This is a genomic window from Globicatella sanguinis NBRC 15551, assembly GCF_001552295.1.
GTDB lineage: Bacteria > Bacillota > Bacilli > Lactobacillales > Aerococcaceae > Globicatella > Globicatella sanguinis.
Genome location: NZ_BCQX01000003.1, coordinates 11,520 through 33,086, shown reverse-complemented (window position 1 = coordinate 33,086; position 21,567 = coordinate 11,520). Strand labels below are relative to the sequence as shown.

Below are 21,567 nucleotides of genomic sequence, written 5' to 3'. Positions count from 1 at the left end.
GCAACTATATCAACAATGATTAATAAATATATTTACTAAATAAATTAAATCATTTAAATAAAACTATTTACAATTAAAACGTTTTCTTATATACTAAAAGTACCAATATTAATAAAGGAGCCAGACAAATGAAAAAAATATCAAGTTTATTGCTTAGCAGTTTAGTCGTTTTAGGGTTGGCAGGATGTGGACCAAAAGAGAATGATGCAACAGTAACTTCAAACGATCTAAGTACAACAGAAAATTCTGAACCAACAGAACTTTTAGTTTGGGAGGATCAAGCCAAAGGTGTAGGGATTGAAGATGCAATTAAAAAATTTGAAGAAGAAAATAATGTAAAAATCACGGTGGTAGAAAAAGCTTATGCAGACCATATAGAGGATTTACGTTTGGATGGACCAGCAGGAACAGGGCCTGATGTGATTACTATTCCGAGTGATCAAGTAGGGACTGCTGTGACAGAAGGATTACTTAAAGAATTAACCGTAGATGATGAATTAAAAGGAATTTATACTGAAGCAGCTATGCAATCGCAAACTGTTGATGGAAAAGTATACGGGCTGCCAAAAGCGGTTGAAACCCAAATTTTATTTTATAATAAAGACTTAATTGCAGAAGAAGAACTACCGAATACTACTGACGAATGGTTTGAGTTTTCTAAGAACTATTCTGATGGTGAAAAATATGGTTTATTAGCACTATGGGATACACTTTACTATGCTCAAGGGGTAATGGGAGGATTTGGGTCTTATGTATTCGGTGAAAAGGACGGAGAGTTTAACCCAGAAGATCTAGGTCTTGCTAACGTGGGTGCTATCGAAGGAGCTGAATATATCAAAAAGTTCTATGACGAAAAAGTATTCCCGGCAGGAATTATCGGCGAACAAGGTATTAATGTGTTAGATTCATTATTTACTGAAGGAAATGCTGTAGCGGTAATCTCTGGTCCTTGGAACGTTGAACCATATAAAGAAGCAGGCATTAATTATGGAGTTAAAGAATTACCAATGTTACCTAATGGCGAACATATGGGATCATTCATTGGTGTCAAAAGTTATAATGTAAGTAGTTATACAAAACACCCAGAATTAGCAGAAGCATTTGTTAAATTTATTGCGAATGAAGAAAATTCAAAAGTTCGCTATGAAAAAACAAAAGAAGTTCCAGCTGTGCTAGCGCTAGCTGAAGACCCAAGTGTTCAAGAAAGTGAAGCGGCAGCCGCGATTGCTTTACAATCACAATATGCTGAATTGATGCCAGGTATCACTGCAATGAACTCTGTATGGTTACCAATTGATCAAGCACTTCAAACAATTGCAACAGGAAAAGCTGAGCCAAAAGAAGCTTTAGAGCAAGCGGTAGAACAAATTGCTAACGATATAAAAGCAACGACTCAACAATAATCTGAGAAATTCATGGGCGACGAATCTTTCGTCGCCTTTAATAAAGGTAGGTGTAATGATTATGAGTGATCAATCTTACTCATCAAAAAATGCAAAAAATGCCACAATTCTATCAGTAGTTCCTGGATTGGGGCAGATTTATAATCGGCAATATATTAAAGGGCTTATTTTTCTCGTTATTACCGTTTCTTACATCTTTGTATTCAAAGATTTATTGAATATGGGGATTTGGGGATTATTTACCTTAGGAACAGAGTTACCTCGAGATAATTCAATCTTCCTTTTAGCTGAAGGTTTGGTTGCGTTGATAGTCCTGATGTTTGGTTTGGGATTTTATTATTTAAATTTAAAAGATGCTTTTAGTAATGGACGCAAGAGAGACGAAGGCAATGCAGTGAATAACATTGTGGAGAGTTACCAGACATTATTAAGTGAGGGATATCCTTATCTAATGAGTAGTCCCGCTTTTTTCTTATTAGTATTTTCCGTTATTTTTCCAATTTTATTTAGTATTGCATTGGCTTTTACTAATTACGATTTATATCATTCAGCGCCAGCGAATCTAGCTGATTGGGTGGGGCTTGAAACATTTGCTAAAATCTTTACTGTTGATATTTGGCGAGAGACTTTTTTTAATGTATTGGGTTGGACGGTTATATGGACTTTAGTCGCTTCAACTTTACAAGTTTCAATTGGTATTTTGTTAGCCATTGTTGTTCACCAAAAGGAGTTAAAATTTAAAAAATTATTCCGAACCATTCTTGTTTTACCATGGGCTGTTCCAGGTTTTGTAACGATTATGGTGTTTGCCGGAATGTTTAATGATACTTTTGGAGCGATTAATAATTCTATTTTAAGTTTAATTGGTGTTTCCCCAATCCCATGGTTGACCGACGCAAATTGGACTAAAATTGCATTATTAATGATACAAGGATGGTTAGGATTTCCATATATCTTCATAGTGACGACCGGAACGTTACAATCGATTCCAAACGATTTGTATGAAGCTGCCACCATCGATGGAGCAAATGGTTTTCAAAAATTTAGAAAAATTACCTTACCATTAATTTTATATTCAATGGCACCAATCATTATTACGCAGTATACTTTTAATTTTAATAATTTTAATATTATTTATCTATTTAATTCTGGAGGACCAGCTGTCCCAGGATCAACAGCTGGTGGTACCGATATTCTTGTATCGTGGATTTATAAATTAACGATGCAAAAGAGTCAGTATGCGTTGGCAGCAGCTTTAACTATTTTACTCTCAATCTTTGTAATTGCGATTGCTTTATGGCAATTTAGAAGAACGAATTCATTTAAAGAAGGAGGTAGATCGTAGTGGAAAAAACACATTCCTTAACAAAACAACGTCGCACACGACTTCTGTTAACTTATTTATTATTAATCATTGTTTGTGTGGTTATTATTTATCCATTATTATGGACTGTTGGTGCTAGCTTTAACCCAGGAAATAGTTTAATCTCTACAAGTTTGATACCTAAAAATGCTTCATTAACCCATTATAAAAGATTGTTTGCTAATGAAGGAACTCTTTTATATGGTCGTTGGTATTTGAATTCTTTGAAAATAAGTTTCTTTACAATGATTTTGTCCTTAATTTTTGTTTCAATGACTGCTTATTCTTTTTCGAGATTTCGTTTTAAAGGTAGAAAAAATGGATTAATGCTCTTTTTACTATTACAAATGATACCCCAATTCTCAGCCTTAATTGCTATCTTTGTTTTAGCACAAATGCTAGGGTTAATAAACAGTCATTGGTTATTGATACTAATTTATGTAGGTGGACAAATTCCTATGAATACCTATTTAATGAAAGGATATTTTGATTCGATACCAATCGATTTAGATGAGAGTGCGAAAATTGATGGCGCAAAAAATACGCGAATATTTTTACAGATTTTATTACCATTATCGCGTCCGATGTTAGCAGTAGTAGCGATGAATGGCTTTACTGGCCCATTAGGTGATTTCGCATTATCATCAGTTTTACTAAGACAACCAGAATATTATACCTTACCAATAGGCTTATATAAATTGGTTACTGATAAGATGGGAGCAAGTTATACTACTTTTGCTGCTGGAGCTATTTTGATTAGTATTCCAATCGCATTAGTATTCTTGTCATTACAAAAACATTTTGTTTCTGGGTTAACAACTGGAGGAACAAAAGGATAGGAGAATGAAATGAATAAATATATGAGTGAGCAAAGGTTTTTACATGGTGGAGACTACAATCCCGATCAATGGTTAAATTATCCAGAGATATTAGAAAAAGATATTGAATTGATGCAAAAAGCGAATACCAATACATTTTCGATAGGAATGTTTTCATGGGCGACACTTGAACCTGAAGAAGGTCACTTTAATTTTGAATGGTTAGATAAGATTATGGATGATATCGCAGGAATAGGTGGCAATGTTATTTTATCAACTCCTAGTGGGGCTAGACCAGCTTGGATGTCGCATAAATATCCTGAGGTGTTGCGTACAAATGAACGACGTGAAAAAATGTTACATGGTGGTCGTCATAATCATTGCTTTTCTTCACCAGTATATCGAGAAAAAATAGCGATTATTAATAAACTTCTAGCAGAGCGATATAAGAACCATCCGGCTCTATTAATGTGGCATATTTCAAATGAATATTCTGGTGAGTGTCACTGTGATTATTGTCAAGCGAATTTTAGACAATGGGTTAAAGATAAGTATAAAACTTTAGATGAAGTTAATTATGCTTGGTGGGGACCGTTTTGGAGTCATACAATAACAGATTGGAATCAAATAGAATCTCCTTCACCTATCGGTGAGAATGCAGTGCATGGTTTAAATTTAGACTGGAAAAGATTTGTAACCGATCAAACAATTGATTTCTATGAACATGAGATTAAAGATATTCGTCAAATTACTCCGGATATTCCGATTACCACTAATTTTATGGCAGATACAGATGATCTTATTCCTTTCCAAAGTCTAGATTATGCTAAATTTGCTCAGCATGTCGATATTATCAGTTGGGATTGTTATCCAGCTTGGCATAATGATTGGGGAACTACTGCAGATTTAGCTAGTAAAGTTGGTTTTATTAATGATCAATATCGCAGTTTGAAACAAAAACCGTTCTTAATTATGGAGTCAACCCCAAGCGGTGTTAATTGGCATAAAGTTAATAAAACAAAGAGACCGGGAATGCATCTGTTGTCCTCTTTACAATTTATTGCACATGGTTCTGATAGCAATCTTTATTTCCAATGGCGTAAATCGCGTGGTTCAAGTGAAAAATTTCATGGTGCAGTCGTGGATCATGATAATTCCGAAAATAATCGTGTGTTCCGAGAAGTCAGTCTTGTAGGAGAAGTACTTGAAAAAACACAAGAGGTTAAGACAAGCGATAAGCATGCAAAAGTTGCGATGATTTATGATTGGGAGAATAAATGGGCATTAGATGATGCACAAGGTTTTGGTTTAGAAACAAAACGCTATCCACATACATTACAAGATCATTATCGCTATTTCTGGGATCGTGATATTGAAGTGGATGTTGTGACTAAAGAACACGATTTATCGAAATATAAGTTGGTAATCTTACCAATGCTATATATGATGGATGAAAATACTATGACCAAGTTGCAAGAATATGTGCATTCGGGCGGTATTTTAGTTTCTACTTACTTGACAGGATTAGTAAATGAATCGGATTTAACTTATTTAGGTGGTTGGCCTGAACCTTTACAAGAATTATTTGGCATTTCTGTTCTTGAAACGGATACGTATTATCCAAGTCAATATAATCAAATGACATTTTTAGATGGAACCACTGTTGAGACTAAAGACTATCAATCAGTGATTGACTTATTATCAGCTAAGACTTTGGCCAGTTATGAAAAAGATTTCTATGCAGGTACTCCGGCTGTTACTGTAAATACATTTGGAAAAGGTCAAGCGTACTTCATCGGGGCGAGAACAGAAGTATCATCTTTAAATACTATCTATGATGCGATTATCGAGGAGTTTGATTTAAGTAATCCTTTTGTTGTTAATGGAAATCCTGTTGTATCTGTTCAATCTAGAACAAAAAATAATCAAGATTATTACTTTGTAATGAACTTTTCTGAACAGCCACAATCTATTACTGTAAAGGAGGAGACAGTGGATATTATTTCTGGTGAAACCCAAGGCAAAAATATTTCACTACCAGTATACGGAGTTAAGGTCTTAAAAAGACGTTAAACACAATGAAATTATAAGAGTCTGAACAAAAATATTAAAAATTCAATCAAGTTATGGCTCATTAATTATACGCGCAGTGGTTGAGTGGTCTCAAACAGTTCAGGAGTGGGTAGACGAAGCGAAAATCATTCGATTTTCTACTTCCTGCCCACCTACTATTCGAAATAAATGTAAGCGTTAACTCAATATGAAAGGAGTGAAATATTAATTTTGAGGTAATCGCAATGACAATAATAAAGAAGGAGGCTGATGAATTAATGAAAATGAATGCAAAAAAGCTTGTATTTATGTTAGGAACAACCCTAATGATTGCAATGCCAAATGCGACGGTTTCTGCGCAAGAGGTTGATAGTAACAATCAAGTTATCTCAAATCAATTAATTAATTTAGAATCTAGGACAAGTATAGAACTAGCAATGGAAGAGAAAGTTGATGAAGATAGTAAGGAAGTGGTAAGGGAAACTAATCATGAGGAAGTTATCGTTAGTACCCTAATAGAAAATATACCCCCTGCAGAACAACCTAAAGACAAGAAAAATGAAGAGGTTATTGAGGTGCTTACAGAAAACTCTATGAATGAAGTAGAAATTATTGAAAATAATGGAGTTGAGGATGAAGATATAGCAATTAGTTCTACAGAAGAAAAAGTTAACGAAAGCAGTTTGGATGAAGAAAGAATCACCGAAAACACTTTAATTGAAACAACAGCAAATGAGACACCTGATGGTGAAGAGTCTGGAGAAACGAAAGGGACCGACTTAGAAAAAGATAATAAAGAAACGACTCCAGCAGTTACTATGAAGGATGAACAAATTTCAGACGAACTAAATGATGTTTTACCAACTGATTTTTATGTTGAAAAGGTAGAAGACTTACCGGATGATTTCATCAAGGGAGTTGATATATCAACTTTGATAGCTCAAGAGCAAAGTGGTGTAAAATATTATGACTTAAATGGAAAAGAAGTGGATTTGATTGATTATTTAGCACAAAACAGTGTCAATTATATTCGGATAAGAGTATGGAATAATCCTTATGATAGTGATGGTAATGGTTATGGTGGAGGCAATAATGATTTAGAAAAAGCGATTGAAATTGGAAAACGTGCAACTGAGGCAGGGTTAAATGTTTTAGTTGATTTTCATTACTCAGATTTTTGGGCGGACCCAGGACGTCAGTTGGCTCCAAAGGCTTGGCAAGAGATGACCGTTGATGAAAAAGCCACGGCTCTTTATGAATATACTAAGGATAGTTTGTTGAAGCTAAAAAAAGCGGGTGTCAATGTGACGATGGTGCAAGTAGGAAATGAAACGACAGGTAGTGGCATTGCGGGTGAAAAAGGGATTGAAAAATATCAATTATTCAAAGAAGGCTCAAGAGCCATTCGAGAAATTGATCCAGGAATCCAAATTGCCCTTCATTTTACTAATCCTGAGAAAACAGATACTATACTTAATTTTGCTAAAGGATTGTCTGACTATGCTATTGATTATGATGTATTTGCGACAAGTTATTATTCATATTGGCACGGAAAATTAGAAAATTTAACGCATGTTTTACAACAAATTAGTCAAGATTATAATAAGAAAACATTAATTGCAGAAACGAGTTATGCTTATACTCTTGAAGATGGTGATGGACATGGGAATGTCATCGGATCGACATCAGATACAGATTTGGGAGGCTATGAAGCAACGGTTCAGGGACAAACTAATAATATTCGTGATGTTATTGATGCAGCGAACAAAGCCGGTGCGTTAGGTATTTTTTATTGGGAACCAGCATGGGTACCCGTAGGCAAACCAAATTGGGAACAGAATCTTCCTATTTGGGAAAAATATGGGTCAGGATGGGCTTCTTCTCATGCGATAGAATATGATTCGAATGTAACAGAATCAACGTACGGTGGTTCTGCTTGGGATAACCAAGCGCTATTTGACTTTAATGGTAAAGCATTACCTTCTATAAAAGTCTTTGAATTAGTAAACAATGGCTATGGTGAGGTGCCAGAAAGAGAAATAATTGAAGAACCAAAAGAACAATTTGAGAGTTTATTAGATAACCCTAGCTTTGAGGAAGAAAATCTTAGTAGTTATACAATTAGTGAAGGATATGTTTCTCGTTTAAATGATACGCCAAAAGATGGCGAATATGCTCTTCACTTTTGGTCTGAGCAAGCGATTGATTTTGATGTTGAACAAAAAGTATTTTTAGCACCGGGAACGTATCAATTTAATTTATTGATGCAAGGAGATCAAACGGGGCAGAGTGAAAATATTTATGCATTCATTAAATATCCAGATGGTACGTTGTTAACTTCAACGATTAATTTAAAAGGCTATGCGAATTGGCAAGAAGCTAATATTGATTTTACACTTAAAGAGTCTACTGAACTAATTTTTGGTTTACACGTGACTGCTGATGCTGAAGCGTGGGGAACGACTGATAATTGGTTATTAAAGAAAACAGGCGATATTGCTCCGAATCCTGTTGAAGAAGAGAATGAAGAAAACCCAAGTGAAGAAAACCCAAGTGAAGAAAGCACAGATGAAGAAAATTCAGGCGATGAAAGCTCAAATGAAAGTGAAACGACCACTGATGAAGGGAATATTGAAAAAGAGCAAGAGTCATCAGAAAATGACTCTAATTCAGAAAGTATTGTAGATTCAAATCTAAAACCGAATACATCAACCAATAATCTAATCTATTCTAGTATGTTACCTAATACCGGATCGAGAAAACCAGTTTATCTGATATTATTGGGCTATATCCTATTAATATTAGGAACATTTATACTTTTGACCAAAAAAAGTTTTTAAAATAGTTTTGATAAATTGAGAAATTAAAAGAAAGGACAAATTGATAAGCGAGTTCCTATTCATTAAATTGATTGGAGCGGACAAGAAGTTGAAGATTAGATGATTTTCGCTTTGTCTGTGCTCGGCACAGTTAAGTGGTCTCAAACATTCTGCTTTTAATTAAGGAACATGGGATTTGCTGAGTATAACAAGTTAATGTCCACTGTTGTTAAGAACAAAATGAAGTCATGTAGAAATATTTAGGTTTTACTTGACTTCTTTTTAATTTGTAAAAAATAAAAAAGAATCAGGAAAGTTATCTCCAACATTTGAATGTAATTAACATATAAACGTTACAATAAAGAAGAAAATAAATTGAAAGTCATAAGCATAATAATGGAGATAGTAAAAAGCGGGCGAGTAGCAAACCAAATAATTTACTACTCGCCCACCTGTTATTAGCTTATCTATCTCCGTTATATACGGTATTACGAACAATTACATAATCCACTTTACGGATAGAATCTAAATCTTTACCCCCAGCGTAAGAGATAGAAGATTGTAAGTCTTGTTGCATTTCAATTAAGGTGTCAGATAAGTGTCCCCGCGTTGGGATTAATTCAATTTTTCCTTCCACGTTTTTACGTTCACCTTTTTGGAATTCAGAAGCACTTCCGAAATATTCCTTAAAGATTTTACCATCGATTTTACGAGTTAAACCAGGACTTTCTTCGTGAGCGGCTAATAACGATCCAATCATCACCATGCTTGCACCGAAACGTACTGATTTAGCAATATCACCATTATGACGAATGCCGCCATCAGCAATAATAGGTTTGCGCGCTGCTTTAGCACATAAACGAATTGCTGCTAATTGCCAACCACCAGTTCCAAATCCTGTTTTTAATTTAGTAATACATACGCGTCCAGGACCTACACCAACTTTAGTAGCATCGGCACCTGCTAATTCTAATTCACGAACACCTTCTGGCGTTGCGACATTACCTGCAATTAAGAATGTATCAGGCATTTCTTTTTTGATGAATTGAATCATTTTAATGACATCGTCAGAATGCCCATGAGCAACGTCGATAGTAGTATATTCTGGAATTAAGTTTTCAGCAACTAATTCGCGTACGAAATCATACTCATATGGTTTAATACCAACACTGATAGAAGCAAATAAGCCCTTATCTTGCATCATTTTGATAAAAGGTTTACGACCTTCTTCATCAAAACGGTGCATGATGTAGAAATAATCATTTTCAGCAAACCAAATCGCTAATTCTTCATTGATTACGGTTTGCATATTAGCAGGAACTACAGGGATTTTGAATGTGCGCGGTCCAAATTTTATGGAGGTATCACATTCTGAACGGCTACTTACAATACATCTATTAGGGATTAACTGAATATCTTCGTAGTCAAAAACTTCCATTTTATCTAAATAACTCCTTTTAATTTAATCTTACGATTATTTTGTTGGGTACATTGCTGCGACACGTTGTTGTAAATCTTTATCTTCAACGTATTCTTCGTATTTTGTATTAATACGGTCAAAGGCGCCAGTTGGTGTTAATTCAATTACTCGGTTACAAGTCGTATTTAATACTTCATAGTCATGAGAAGCAATTAAAATTGCGCCCTTAAATTTAATTAAACCTTCGTTTAATGCAGTAATAGACTCTAAGTCTAAGTGGTTCGTCGGTTGATCCATAACTAAAACATTGGCTTTAGATAACATCATTTTCGATAATAGACAACGAACTTTCTCACCACCAGAAAGCACATTAACAGGTTTCATTACGTCTTCACCTGAGAAAAGCATACGGCCTAAGAAGCTACGTAAGAAGGTATTATCTTGTTCTTCTTTAGCAGCATACTGTCTTAACCAGTCTACAATATTTAGATTTACTCCGTCAAATTCATCTCCAGAATTACGAGGTAAATATGTTTGAGAAGTGGTGACACCCCATTCAAATGTACCGGAATCGGGTTCATCAACCCCTATAAGAATATTAAAGAATGCAGTGACAGCATTATCATTACGACTTACAAAGGCTACTTTATCATCACGTTGAAGTGTAAAAGTAACGTTATCTAGTACTTTCTCACCATCAATTGTTTTTGATAATCCTTCGACACGTAGTAAATCATTACCAATTTCACGTTCAGGGGTAAATCCAACAAAAGGATAGCGGCGTGAAGAAGGTTGAATATCATCTAAGGTAATTTTATCTAATAATTTTTTACGCGATGTGGCTTGTTTTGATTTAGAGGCGTTCGCAGAGAAGCGCGCAATAAATGCTTGTAATTCTTTGATTTGTTCTTCTTTTTTCGCGTTTTGGTCAGCAGCCATTTTTGCAGCTAATTGACTTGATTGTAACCAGAAATCATAGTTACCCACATAAATTTTAATTTTACCAAAGTCCACATCGGCCATATGTGTACACACAGTATTTAAGAAGTGGCGGTCGTGAGAAACGACAATCACGGTATTCGGGAAGTCAAGGATAAAATCACTTAACCAATCAATGGCCTGAGCATCTAAACCGTTGGTCGGCTCGTCTAAAAGTAAATTATCAGGTTTGCCGAATAAAGCTTGAGCTAGTAAGACTTTAATTTTATCTGCTTCAATTAATTCACTCATTTTTGAGTAATGCATTTCAGTGGGGATACCAAGACCTTGTAGCATATTGCTCGCTTCTGATTCAGCTTCCCAACCACCCATTTCAGCAAATAAACCTTCTAGTTCACCCGCTCTAATACCATCTTCATCAGAAAAATCTTCTTTCATATAGATAGCATCTTTTTCTTTCATTACATCATAGAGCTCTTTGTGTCCCATCATGACTGTTTCAATGACATTATATTCTTCGAAACCATAGTGGTTTTGGCTTAATACCGCTAAACGCTCATTAGGATCCATCGTAACAGAACCTGTCGTCGGTGTAACCTCACCAGATAAAATTTTTAAAAATGTTGATTTTCCAGCACCATTTGCACCGATAACACCATAGCAGTTGCCAGGGTTAAATGTAATGTTTACTTCATCAAACAATTTACGATCTGGAAATTGTAAGCTGACATTAGAAACATTGATCATTCAGATATTTCCTCCTTTATGGTTCATGTGTTTTGAGCAAACCCAAAACATCCAAAGATATCATACCATAAATTATTCATAAAGCGAGTAAAAGAAACTAAAACTTTATACAATTTAGCTTGAATTTTTCTCAGAAACTTCACAAATATTTTTTATACTGAAAATACTAAGAGGAGGGATTTTAAATGAAACTGAAAAAAATGGTAATAGTATCATTAAGTACAATGGTTTTTGGAAGTTTTTTTCCTAGTTTTGTAAATGTCATTGGTCATACCGAAAATGGGTATAGTGTATTCGCACAAGAGGATAAATTAGCCATATTAGCTAAGATAAAAACAAACCTCTTAACACAAGAGCCCATTGTAGAGACACAGTTAGCAAAAGTAGATAATGAAGATCTTTTAAAATTTTATGAATCGGCGTCTAATGCAACTCCATGGCAAGATATTTATCATTCCATTGCAAGTCATTATTCGCAATTAGGATTGATTTCGGATTCTGCAGAAATAGCAAAATTTAAGAGTATATTAGCGGAAATCATCAGTACGACTGGAAAGTCGGCAGAAGAGTTAAAAAATGTTGATCCAAAAGTATTAATTTCTGAGTATGATAGTGCGAAACAAGCCCATCCAGATGATGCGACAAAAGCCATACAAGAGGTTTTAGCAAATGTGGATCTTAATTATGGAAAATTATCAGAGGGTGAACGAGCTGCAGTTAAAGCAGCTGAAAGCGCCTTGGTAGAAACAACCACTGTTGCACCGGATACAACAGTCGCAGTGACCGAAGCTGAAACAACAGAAACTGAATCAACAACCACAGTGACCGAAGTCGATACAACAGTGGAAACAACCATGGAAGAACCAGAACCGACCTTATCCGACGAATTATTTGAAACGACCACCGTGAAAAATTCTTCAGTTGAAGCAACAGAAGAAACGGTAACGGAACCAACCACTGTCGAAATGAGTCAAGAAAGTATAACGGAAGAGACAGAAGACACAACCGTTGAAGAGACTATTAGCGATACGACGTCCGTCGAAACATCTGAAGAAAGTGTAGTGGATGAAACAACCGTCGAAGAAAAGGTAGCGGAAGAAACAACTACAAACGAAACAACCTTAACATTAGAAACCACCTCAGTTTCCGAAGAAACCGAAGAAGGACAGTTTAGACAAAAGCTACTGGAAAGAACGGATATTACAGCCGAACAACTATCAAGTATTACGTCACAAGAATTAAGCAAGATTAGTGAAATTACAGGATTGCCACTCACTGCTACCGATGATAATAATCTAAAAGTGTTCAGAAGAGCGTTTGTGACGTATTATCCCGAAAGATTCACTACCCAACAAATTTATGATGTGGCTAACACATTACGTGAATTTGCGATTGCCCATACACCAATGACACAAGCTATTGCAAGTCAAATACCAGATGAAGACTTCCTTCAATGGAGTCGAGAAGCTTATTTACAAGGTAATGATGTCACATACCCGTTTAAACAAGCGTATAAAAATTATCCTAAATTATTTGATCCATTGCTCGAGAGTACTATGAATAATTTAACTACTAAGACTTCTCTGACACTCGCCCAATTAAAACATATTGATCCTTTACTGATGATGTTATTAAATTGGGAAGCAGCAGCCAATGTTACGACTTATGAAGCAATTGAAAAAACACTATTGGAAAATTACCAAAGTCATCAAACGGATACCACGACCGTTCAGAGCGACACCACCGAAACAACGCATGAAATGTCAACAACATCAGAACCAACCACTACTCAAGCATTACAAGTGAGTAAAACAAAACAAGTTCAAAAAGGTTTATTACCACAAACGGGTGAACAAGACTCTTTATGGATCGTTATCGTAGCACTCATATTAGCCGGAGGAGGGTTTATTCTTATTAAGAATAAGCGAAAATAGACATTAAATAATTTTGGTGTTTGAGATATAGACTTTCTCTGTTCAAAGTCAATCTTTGTCTACCTGTTAGTTATAATATGACTCATTTTTAATAAAAACCAAAATAATAAGAGTTAACTCAAACTGCGTTTAATGACTCATTTATGACCTAATAAACTTTGGGGTGGGCAGACGAAGCGGAAATCAATCGATTTTCTACTTCCTGCGCACTCCTATTCGTTTTTTAAAGTTTAATCATAATTTAATATTAACTAACTCTACAAAACGGGAAAAATTTTGTATAATTAAATTTAGTAAAGAGAACTCAAGCAAAGGAGTCGTATAGATTGATAATAAACATGATCTCTAAAGGAGAGGAAGTCAAAGGGCAAGGTGTCGGAAGTGCCTACTTTGAGTTAATCAAACTAATTGAATTAAAATTATCCGATAAAATAAAGCTAACTTATAATAATGCGAAAGAGGCTGATTTTAATCATATTCATACGATTCATCCCAAATGTTTTTGGCAAATGAAAATATCGAAAAAGCCATCATGCATGCATGTCCATTTTTTACCTGAAACAGTAGAAGGTAGCATCAAATTGCCTAAAATTGTTCAATCTTTTTTTTATCACTACTTCATTCATTTTTACAAAGCTGCAGAAGAGTTAATCGTGGTGAATCCTATTTTTATCGAACCTTTAAAGCACTATGGTATCGATAAAGACCGAATAACATATATCCCCAATGTAGTAGCGACGAAAGATTTCTATCCAAAAGAGATTAATGAACCGAGTGAGCTCTTTAAAAAACACAATTTATCATTAGATAAATTTACAGTCATAAGTGTAGGGCAAGTACAAACCCGTAAAGGAGTACTTGACTTTATTGAAATAGCTAAACAGTTACCAGAAGTGCAGTTTATTTGGGCAGGTGGGTTTAGTTTTGGAAAGATTACCGACGGCTATGATCAATTAACGGCTGTTATTAAAAATCCGCCTTCCAATGTAAAATTTGTCGGGATTGTAGACCGTGAGCAAATGAATGAGTTATACAATGCGTGTGATCTTTTACTAACGACATCTTATAATGAACTGTTTCCTGTCTCAATTTTAGAAGCAGTCAATAGCGGATTGCCGATTTTAGTGAGAGATTTAGATTTGTATGAAAAAATTTACTTTACTGATTATTTAAGAGCGAATAATAATGAAGCATTTGTTGACTATATTAAAGAATTGATGACCAATCCTGAAACAATGGCTAAAGCGAAAGCAGCATCAAATAAAATCGCCACCGATTATTCTGAAGAGAATGTTGCACAACTTTGGGATGATTATTACACTCGATTTTATAAACGATGGGTAGAATAATTTAAAACATAATAAAAGGAATCTGCAGAATTAAGTGTGTTCAATACGTCTTAAATGCAGATTCCTATTTTTATTTTATGATTGAATGATGCTGGTCCTCTTCAATGTGACTTGGTGTAGCAGACGAAGCGAAAAACTCTCATCTTCTACGGCTGGCCCAGTCTTGTAAGTGTTGTCGTTTTTATTTATCAGGCTGATAAAAGCGTAAACGCAAAGCATTCAATAGGACAGTAATCGAACTAAAACTCATTGCTAAAGCTGCGACCATTGGGTTGAGTAAAGGACCATTAAAGAGTCCAAAAATAATTCCCATTGCGATCGGGATGCCAATGACATTGTAAGCGAAAGCCCAGAAAAGATTTTGTTTAATATTACGGAGGGTTTTGTGACTTAAATCAATAGCGGTAATCACGTCACTTAATTCATTGTTCATTAAGATAGTGTCGGCTGATTCAATAGCGATATCCGTTCCTGAACCAATCGCTATCCCGATATCAGCAATGGCTAAAGCAGGCGCATCATTGATTCCATCACCTACCATAATGACTTTATGATTTTTCGCTTGAATTTTCTTCACCACATTACTTTTATCTTCGGGAAGCACTTCGCTAAACACTTGTTTAATTCCGACTTGTTGCGCAATCGCATTAGCCGTATGGTGGTTATCCCCGGTTACCATATAGACTTGTAGTTTCATGTCTTGTAATTGTTTAATCGCTTGTTGACTATGCTTTTTAATTGGGTCCGCGACAGCGATAATCCCCGCGTATTGCTGATCGATAGCGACATACATTGGAGTGCGACCTTGTGAAGCCATCTTTTGGGCTTGTTGTAAAGCTTCTTGAGGGATTTCGACCTTGCCTTCAAATAAACTTTGATTGCCAATTAATACCACTTGCTCATCAACGGTGGCTTCGACACCTTGTCCAGTGAAGCTATTGAAGTCAGAAACTTCTAAATGAGTGTGAAGGTTATGATCTTTAGCATAACGAACAATCGCTTCACCTAATGGATGTTCAGAACTGGCTTCAACAGCTGAAACCAGCTGAACAAATTGCTCTGCATTAATAGAATCTGTGGTTACGATGTCGGTTACGGTTGGGATTCCTTCCGTAATAGTTCCGGTTTTATCTAATAAAATGGCGTCTGCTTTGTGCAATGATTCTAGAGCCGAACCGTTTTTAAATAAAATACCATTTTGAGCCGCTTTTCCTGTTCCTACCATAATGGCAGTTGGTGTAGCTAAACCTAATGCACAGGGACAAGCAATAATAAGGACACTAATAAAAATTTTAAGGGCAAAATCAAGACTTGAACCTAGAACGAAATACCAAGTTAAGCCGCTTAAGATGGCGATTAAGATGACGGTAGGTACAAAATAAAGCGAGATGGTATCGGCTAAGCGAGCAATTTCTGCTTTTGAACCTTGAGCTTCTTGTACGAGCCGCACGATTTGTGAAATTAAGGTATCTTGTCCGATTTTAGTAACTTCATAGGTGAAGGAACCATTTTTGTTGATGCTTCCACCCGTTACAGTGTCCCCAACTTTTTTATTGATGGGGATACTTTCACCTGTAATCATCGATTCATCAACTGCTGATTCGCCTTTAATAATGTGACCGTCCACTCCTAAACTTTCACCTGGACGCACGAGTAAGTGATCACCGATGTTGACCATCGAAAGCGGGATGGTTTCGATTTGTCCATCTGATTTTACACGACGAGCTTCTTCTGGCGCTAAATCCATTAAGTTTTTGACGGCAGCACTCGTTTTGCCTTTGGCAATGTCTTCAAGATACTTTCCAAGTGTCATTAACGTTAAGATCACCGCGGCCGATTCGAAGTAAAGTTCTAAATGACCTTCGCTATGAAGGCGGTTGGTTAGTATAAGAAAAGTCATGACAACTCCTTGGATAAAAGCTGCACTCGTTCCGACTGCAATTAAAGAATCCATATTAGGAGCTAAATGCCATAATGCTTTGAAACCGCGAATAAGGATGTGACGACCTAACCATAAAACCGGTGTAGTTAACAACAATTGAGTGATAACATTGGCATTAGGATGCTGGTGCGCGTCTAAAAAAGCAGGAATAGGCAATCCCACCATCGGCGCCATTGTCAAATAAAAGAGCGGCAGGGTAAATAGCGACATTTGAATTAGCAGGCGTTTCTTCTGTTTCATTTCGGCTTCTTTTTTGGTTAGATTTTCTAAATATTGGTCTTCTGCGGATAAAATAGGTTCGGCAGAGTAGCCAAGATTATTTACCGTAGTTTTGATTAAGGATTCGTTAATCTGATTCTTCCAAATGATAGTCATTTGTTCAGTAGTTAAATTAACGCTGGCTTCTTGTACTTCATCTAATTGATTAATTTTTCTTTCAATCTTACTAGCACAAGCCGCGCAAGTCATCCCACTAATCTGATAGTTTTGAACGTTTGAATGGTTAGGGACTGTACCAGTGGTGTTTTGGTAGAGCTCATAACCTAAGTCAGAGATGCTCTTTTGCATGGTGTCAAAATCAATTTTTTGTTCGTCAAAGTCAACAGATGCTTTTTCGGTCACTAGATTGACAACGGCTTCATGCACACCATCCAACTTATTAAGTTTTCTTTCAATTTTACTAGCACAAGCCGCACAAGTCATTCCATTTACATTATAAGTAGCTTTCATGTCTTCCTCCTTCTGATTTAATTGCTTTAGGACTTAGACAATTAAATCATATCCGGCTTCGTCAACAGTCGCTTGTAAATCTTTTTCAGTTAGTAAAGTTTCATCGTATTCAATGATTGCATTGTTCTTTTCAAGTGATACCTCTACATGATGAACCCCTTCTAATTCCGTTAAAGCTTTTTCAATTGAATGAACGCAATGTTGGCAACCCATTCCTTCGATAGCAAATTCTTTTTTCATAATACATTCCTCTTTCTTTTATTAAATTTCCGCTGTGTGATGTTGGCAAGTACATTGTCCCGGAGGACATTGACAGTTTATGATTTCAGGTGCATTTTTCATTTTTTCTTCAATCAATTGGATGAGTAATTGACATTGTTCTTGAGATAATGTTTCGTGCTGAATGAGCTGTTCAATATGAAGTCCACGATCTTTGGTGCAACTTCGAGCCATAATCTCGTTTAAGTCAGCTTGTAGGGCTTCTTTAGCACTTATAGTTGCTTGATAAAGCATGGGTTTAACCGATGAATCTTGTTTAAGGAAGCCTTTTTGAACGAGGCGATTCAGCAAAGATTTTATCGTCCCTTCTTTCCAATCCAAAATATTTGTTAAAGTCTCAATAATTTCACGACTAGTTAAGGCGCCTTTTGACCAGACGACACGCATTATTTCCCACTCAGCTGATGTAATAGTTGTATGTTCCATTATTCCACCCCCCTTGTTTACATTTGTAACCTATGTTTTTAGTTTACGCTTGTAACCTGAAATTTGCAAGTGTTATGCTTAAAAAGTTTAAAATAAGCATAAAAGTTAGTTTTGGAGTATGATAGTAGAGAAGTTTGTTGAGTTGGAAGGAGTAAAACAAAATATGAAAGAACGTTATTTAACTAAAAGTGCAGTTTTTTTATTAATCCAACGACCAGATGGTAAGTTTTTATTTCAACGACGTCAAAATACCGGCTATCAAGATGGCATGCTGGATTTAGGCGCATCAGGTCATGTAGAGGCGGGTGAAACAGCCAAAGAGGCAGCAAAAAGAGAACTGATGGAAGAGACAGGATTAAATATCGAATTAAAACGTCTAGAATTTAAGTCGATCAATCATCGAAATACGGATGGTCAAGTTTATTACGATTTTTATTTTTTGGTCCAAGTAAATGATCAAGAAAGTACACAAGTGCAAATTATGGAGCCGCATAAAAATAGCCAGATGTTGTGGTTAGCAAAAGAGGATTTTACTGACCAAATTATCGATTACAATCGCGTTGTTATTGATAATTTAGACCAAGGCATTTACTATCAAGAAATCGGCTGGAAACACAACATATAGTGTTAGATAATTCTTTTTAATACTAAATATAGTAATCTTATGTTTACTTTTACTAGACTAGGTGTTATCATGATTAAGTACAAAAGGAGGAATCAAAGGTGCTTGTGGTGTATATGTCATTAACGGGACAGACTAGAAAATTTGTAAAAAAATTAGACTGGCCAAGTATCGAATTGACTCCTGATATGCCCATAGTCGAAGTAGACGAGCCTTATATTATTGTCGCACCCACTTATGAAAAAGAAGTGACAGATATATTATGGGAATTCGTTGAGACTGGAAATAATCAGTCTTATCTTCAAGGCGTGGCAGGTAGCGGTAATTTAAACTTTAATTCACTTTATTGTTTTACAGCGAAAGATCTCAGTCATGATTTTAATGTTCCGATATTATTGTTATTTGAGTTTCAAGGACGTCCAAGTGATGTTCAAAAATTAAAAGATGAGGTGGAGAAACTTGGAAAAACCAGTATTAGCGACTAAGCCGAAAGAAATAACTTATTTTAAATTAAATAATGAGTTGAATCGTCCGGTTAATAATCAAATTCCATTGCATAAAGATAGAGAAGCGGTTCGTGCTTATTTCTTAGAACACGTTAATCCTAATACCGTCTTTTTCTATACTTTAGATGAAAAGTTAGAGTATTTAGTAGATAATGAATATCTTGAAAGTGAATTTTTAGAAAAGTATTCGCGTGAGTTTGTTAAGCAAATGATGAAAGATACTTATGCGATGAAATTCCGCTTCAAATCGTTCATGTCTGCGTTTAAATTTTATACACAGTATGCCTTAAAAACAAATGATGGGCAGCGTTATTTAGAGCGTTATGAAGACCGTATTGTTTTTGCATCATTATATTTAGCAGATGGCGATGAAGAATTAGCTAAAACTTTACGTGATGAAATGATTGCTCAACGTTATCAGCCAGCAACGCCAACATTCTTAAACGCTGGACGTAAACGTCGTGGAGAATTAGTTTCATGCTTCTTAATCCAATTGAGTGACGATATGAATAGTATTGGTCGTGGGATTAACTCAGCTTTACAACTGTCACGTATTGGCGGTGGGGTTGGTGTTAACTTATCGAATTTACGTGCAGCAGGGGACCCAATTAAGAAAATTGAAAATGCTTCTAGTGGGGTTGTACCAGTCATGAAATTATTAGAAGATAGCTTTAGCTATTCTAATCAATTAGGGCAACGTAATGGTGCAGGGGCCGTCTATTTAAATGTTTTCCATCCGGATATCGTATCATTCTTATCAACTAAAAAAGAAAATGCGGATGAAAAAATTCGTGTTAAGACCTTATCATTAGGTTTAGTCGTGCCGGATAAATTTTATGAATTAGCAGCGAATGATGATCCGATGTATTTATTCAGCCCTTACGATATTGAACGTATTTATGGTAAACCATTCTCATATGTTGACATCACGGAGGAATACGACAATATCGTTAATAATCCTGAAATTCGTAAATCGAAAATTTCAGCTCGTGAATTAGAAAATGAGATTAGTAAATTACAACAAGAATCAGGTTATCCATATATTATTAATATTGATACCGCCAACCGTAGTAACCCCATTGATGGGATGATTACGATGAGTAACTTATGTTCTGAAATTTTACAAGTCCAACAACCTTCTCTTATCAATGATAAGCAAGAGTACGAAATTTTAGGAACAGATATTAGTTGTAATCTTGGTTCAACCAATATTCCAAACATGGTAAATTCTCCTGATTTTGAAAAATCAGTCGATGCGGCAGTGCGTGCTTTAACATTTGTGACGGATAATTCAAGTATTGAAGCGGTTCCGACGATAAAAAATGGAAATGATAAGGCTCATACGATTGGTTTAGGTGGTATGGGATTACATACATTATTTGCCTTAAATCAAATGCATTATGGTTCTCCAGAATCGATTGAATTAACCGAAGCGTATTTTTATGCTTTGAACTACTTTACCTTAGTTGCAAGTAATAAAATTGCGACTGAGCGTGGCGAAGTATTCTATAACTTTGAAAAATCTCAATATGCTACTGGCGAATATTTCGATCGTTATATCGAAAATCCATTTACGATTGAAAATGAAAAAGTAGCTCAAATTATGAAACATGTACCAATGCCGACGGCTGAAGATTGGGCTCAATTAAAAGCGAAGGTTCAAGATACTGGTTTATACCATCAAAATAGAATGGCGATTGCTCCAACTGGCTCTATCAGTTATGTCAATGAGACGAGTGCATCACTCCATCCTATCACTCGTTTAATCGAAGAGCGACAAGAGAAGAAAACGGGTAAAACCTATTATCCAGCTCCACAATTATCAAACGACACGCTACCATATTACAAATCGGCTTACGATATTGATATGCGTAAAGTCATTGATGTCTATGCCGCAGCACAAAAACATATTGACCAAGGAATGTCATTGACTTTATTTATGCGAAGTGAGATTCCAGAAGGATTGTATGAATGGAAAAATGGTCGAACGAATAAAATGACTACGCGTGACTTGAATATATTACGTCACTATGCATGGAATAAAGGCATTAAATCCATTTACTATATCCGTACCTTTACAGATGATGGCGAAGAGTTAGGAAGTAATGCATGTGAGTCATGTTCAATTTAATCTTTTAAGGAATACTAACTGTTGCAGTAGAAATACTCTGACAGTTAGTAAGCTTAATTAAATTGAACGGTATTTTTGATAAAGCATT

Annotated in this window: 15 protein-coding genes; 10 read left to right on the top strand and 5 right to left on the bottom strand. The window is 35.6% G+C overall.

Features of this window, described 5'->3' with window-relative positions:
- Positions 1-128 precede the first annotated feature (128 nt).
- From ganS to GSA01S_RS00440, 5 genes are all read left to right on the top strand, one after another.
- On the top strand, positions 129-1,403 hold the full coding sequence (ganS, locus tag GSA01S_RS00460) for a galactooligosaccharide ABC transporter substrate-binding protein GanS (protein WP_066123580.1): 1,275 nt from the start codon (positions 129-131) through the stop codon (positions 1,401-1,403).
- A gap of 61 nt (positions 1,404-1,464) precedes the next feature.
- The gene (locus GSA01S_RS00455; protein WP_066123577.1) at positions 1,465-2,748 is read left to right on the top strand and encodes a carbohydrate ABC transporter permease; all 1,284 of its coding nucleotides are present in this window, start codon (positions 1,465-1,467) and stop codon (positions 2,746-2,748) included.
- On the top strand, positions 2,748-3,605 hold the full coding sequence (gene ganQ / locus GSA01S_RS00450; RefSeq protein WP_066123574.1) for a galactooligosaccharide ABC transporter permease GanQ: 858 nt from the start codon (positions 2,748-2,750) through the stop codon (positions 3,603-3,605). Before GSA01S_RS00455 ends, ganQ begins: the two co-directional genes overlap by 1 nt.
- A gap of 9 nt (positions 3,606-3,614) precedes the next feature.
- Positions 3,615-5,657 (top strand): beta-galactosidase, encoded by a 2,043-nt coding sequence (locus GSA01S_RS00445; protein WP_066123570.1) that lies wholly within the window; start codon positions 3,615-3,617, stop codon positions 5,655-5,657.
- Between the two features lie 257 nt (positions 5,658-5,914).
- Entirely contained in the window at positions 5,915-8,476 is a 2,562-nt protein-coding gene (locus tag GSA01S_RS00440; RefSeq protein WP_066123567.1) for a glycoside hydrolase family 53 protein, read from the top strand.
- A gap of 442 nt (positions 8,477-8,918) precedes the next feature.
- Here the strand turns inward: GSA01S_RS00440 and guaC are convergent, their stop codons facing one another.
- Positions 8,919-9,893 carry a GMP reductase gene (gene guaC, locus GSA01S_RS00435; RefSeq protein ID WP_066123565.1) on the bottom strand — a complete coding sequence of 325 codons (975 nt, stop codon included), beginning with the start codon at positions 9,891-9,893 and terminating at the stop codon, positions 8,919-8,921.
- 36 nt (positions 9,894-9,929) lie between these two features.
- Complete coding sequence (locus GSA01S_RS00430; RefSeq protein WP_066123561.1) at positions 9,930-11,561, bottom strand: ABC-F family ATP-binding cassette domain-containing protein; 1,632 nt, start codon at positions 11,559-11,561, stop codon at positions 9,930-9,932.
- A gap of 185 nt (positions 11,562-11,746) precedes the next feature.
- Between GSA01S_RS00430 and GSA01S_RS00425 the strand changes: the two genes are divergently transcribed.
- Both GSA01S_RS00425 and GSA01S_RS00420 read left to right on the top strand, forming a co-directional pair.
- Complete coding sequence (locus tag GSA01S_RS00425; protein ID WP_066123557.1) at positions 11,747-13,495, top strand: LPXTG cell wall anchor domain-containing protein; 1,749 nt, start codon at positions 11,747-11,749, stop codon at positions 13,493-13,495.
- A gap of 326 nt (positions 13,496-13,821) precedes the next feature.
- Positions 13,822-14,844: a glycosyltransferase family 4 protein gene (locus GSA01S_RS00420; RefSeq protein ID WP_217994617.1), complete on the top strand. Its 1,023-nt coding sequence runs from the start codon at positions 13,822-13,824 to the stop codon at positions 14,842-14,844.
- A 181-nt stretch (positions 14,845-15,025) separates the two neighbouring features.
- Here the strand turns inward: GSA01S_RS00420 and GSA01S_RS00415 are convergent, their stop codons facing one another.
- Genes GSA01S_RS00415 through GSA01S_RS00405 form a run of 3 tightly spaced genes read right to left on the bottom strand, consistent with a single transcriptional unit; the run spans position 15,026 to position 18,220 of the window.
- Entirely contained in the window at positions 15,026-17,515 is a 2,490-nt protein-coding gene (locus tag GSA01S_RS00415) for a heavy metal translocating P-type ATPase (protein ID WP_066123549.1), read from the bottom strand.
- A gap of 33 nt (positions 17,516-17,548) precedes the next feature.
- Positions 17,549-17,755, bottom strand: coding sequence for a heavy-metal-associated domain-containing protein (locus GSA01S_RS00410; RefSeq protein WP_066123546.1), 207 nt, complete (start codon positions 17,753-17,755; stop codon positions 17,549-17,551).
- A gap of 21 nt (positions 17,756-17,776) precedes the next feature.
- On the bottom strand, positions 17,777-18,220 hold the full coding sequence (locus tag GSA01S_RS00405; RefSeq protein WP_066123544.1) for a CopY/TcrY family copper transport repressor: 444 nt from the start codon (positions 18,218-18,220) through the stop codon (positions 17,777-17,779).
- 163 nt (positions 18,221-18,383) lie between these two features.
- On the opposite strand from GSA01S_RS00405, the gene GSA01S_RS00400 reads away from it, so the two are divergent.
- The 3 genes from GSA01S_RS00400 to nrdE all read left to right on the top strand — a co-directional run bounded on the left by GSA01S_RS00400 (position 18,384) and on the right by nrdE (position 21,479).
- Positions 18,384-18,845, top strand: coding sequence for an NUDIX domain-containing protein (locus tag GSA01S_RS00400; protein ID WP_066123542.1), 462 nt, complete (start codon positions 18,384-18,386; stop codon positions 18,843-18,845).
- Positions 18,846-18,943: 98 nt separating this feature from the next.
- Positions 18,944-19,327 carry a class Ib ribonucleoside-diphosphate reductase assembly flavoprotein NrdI gene (nrdI, locus tag GSA01S_RS00395; protein ID WP_066123539.1) on the top strand — a complete coding sequence of 128 codons (384 nt, stop codon included), beginning with the start codon at positions 18,944-18,946 and terminating at the stop codon, positions 19,325-19,327.
- Positions 19,302-21,479, top strand: coding sequence for a class 1b ribonucleoside-diphosphate reductase subunit alpha (nrdE, locus tag GSA01S_RS00390; RefSeq protein WP_245631231.1), 2,178 nt, complete (start codon positions 19,302-19,304; stop codon positions 21,477-21,479). The genes nrdI and nrdE overlap by 26 nt, the downstream gene beginning before the upstream one ends.
- The last annotated feature ends 88 nt before the right edge of the window (positions 21,480-21,567 follow it).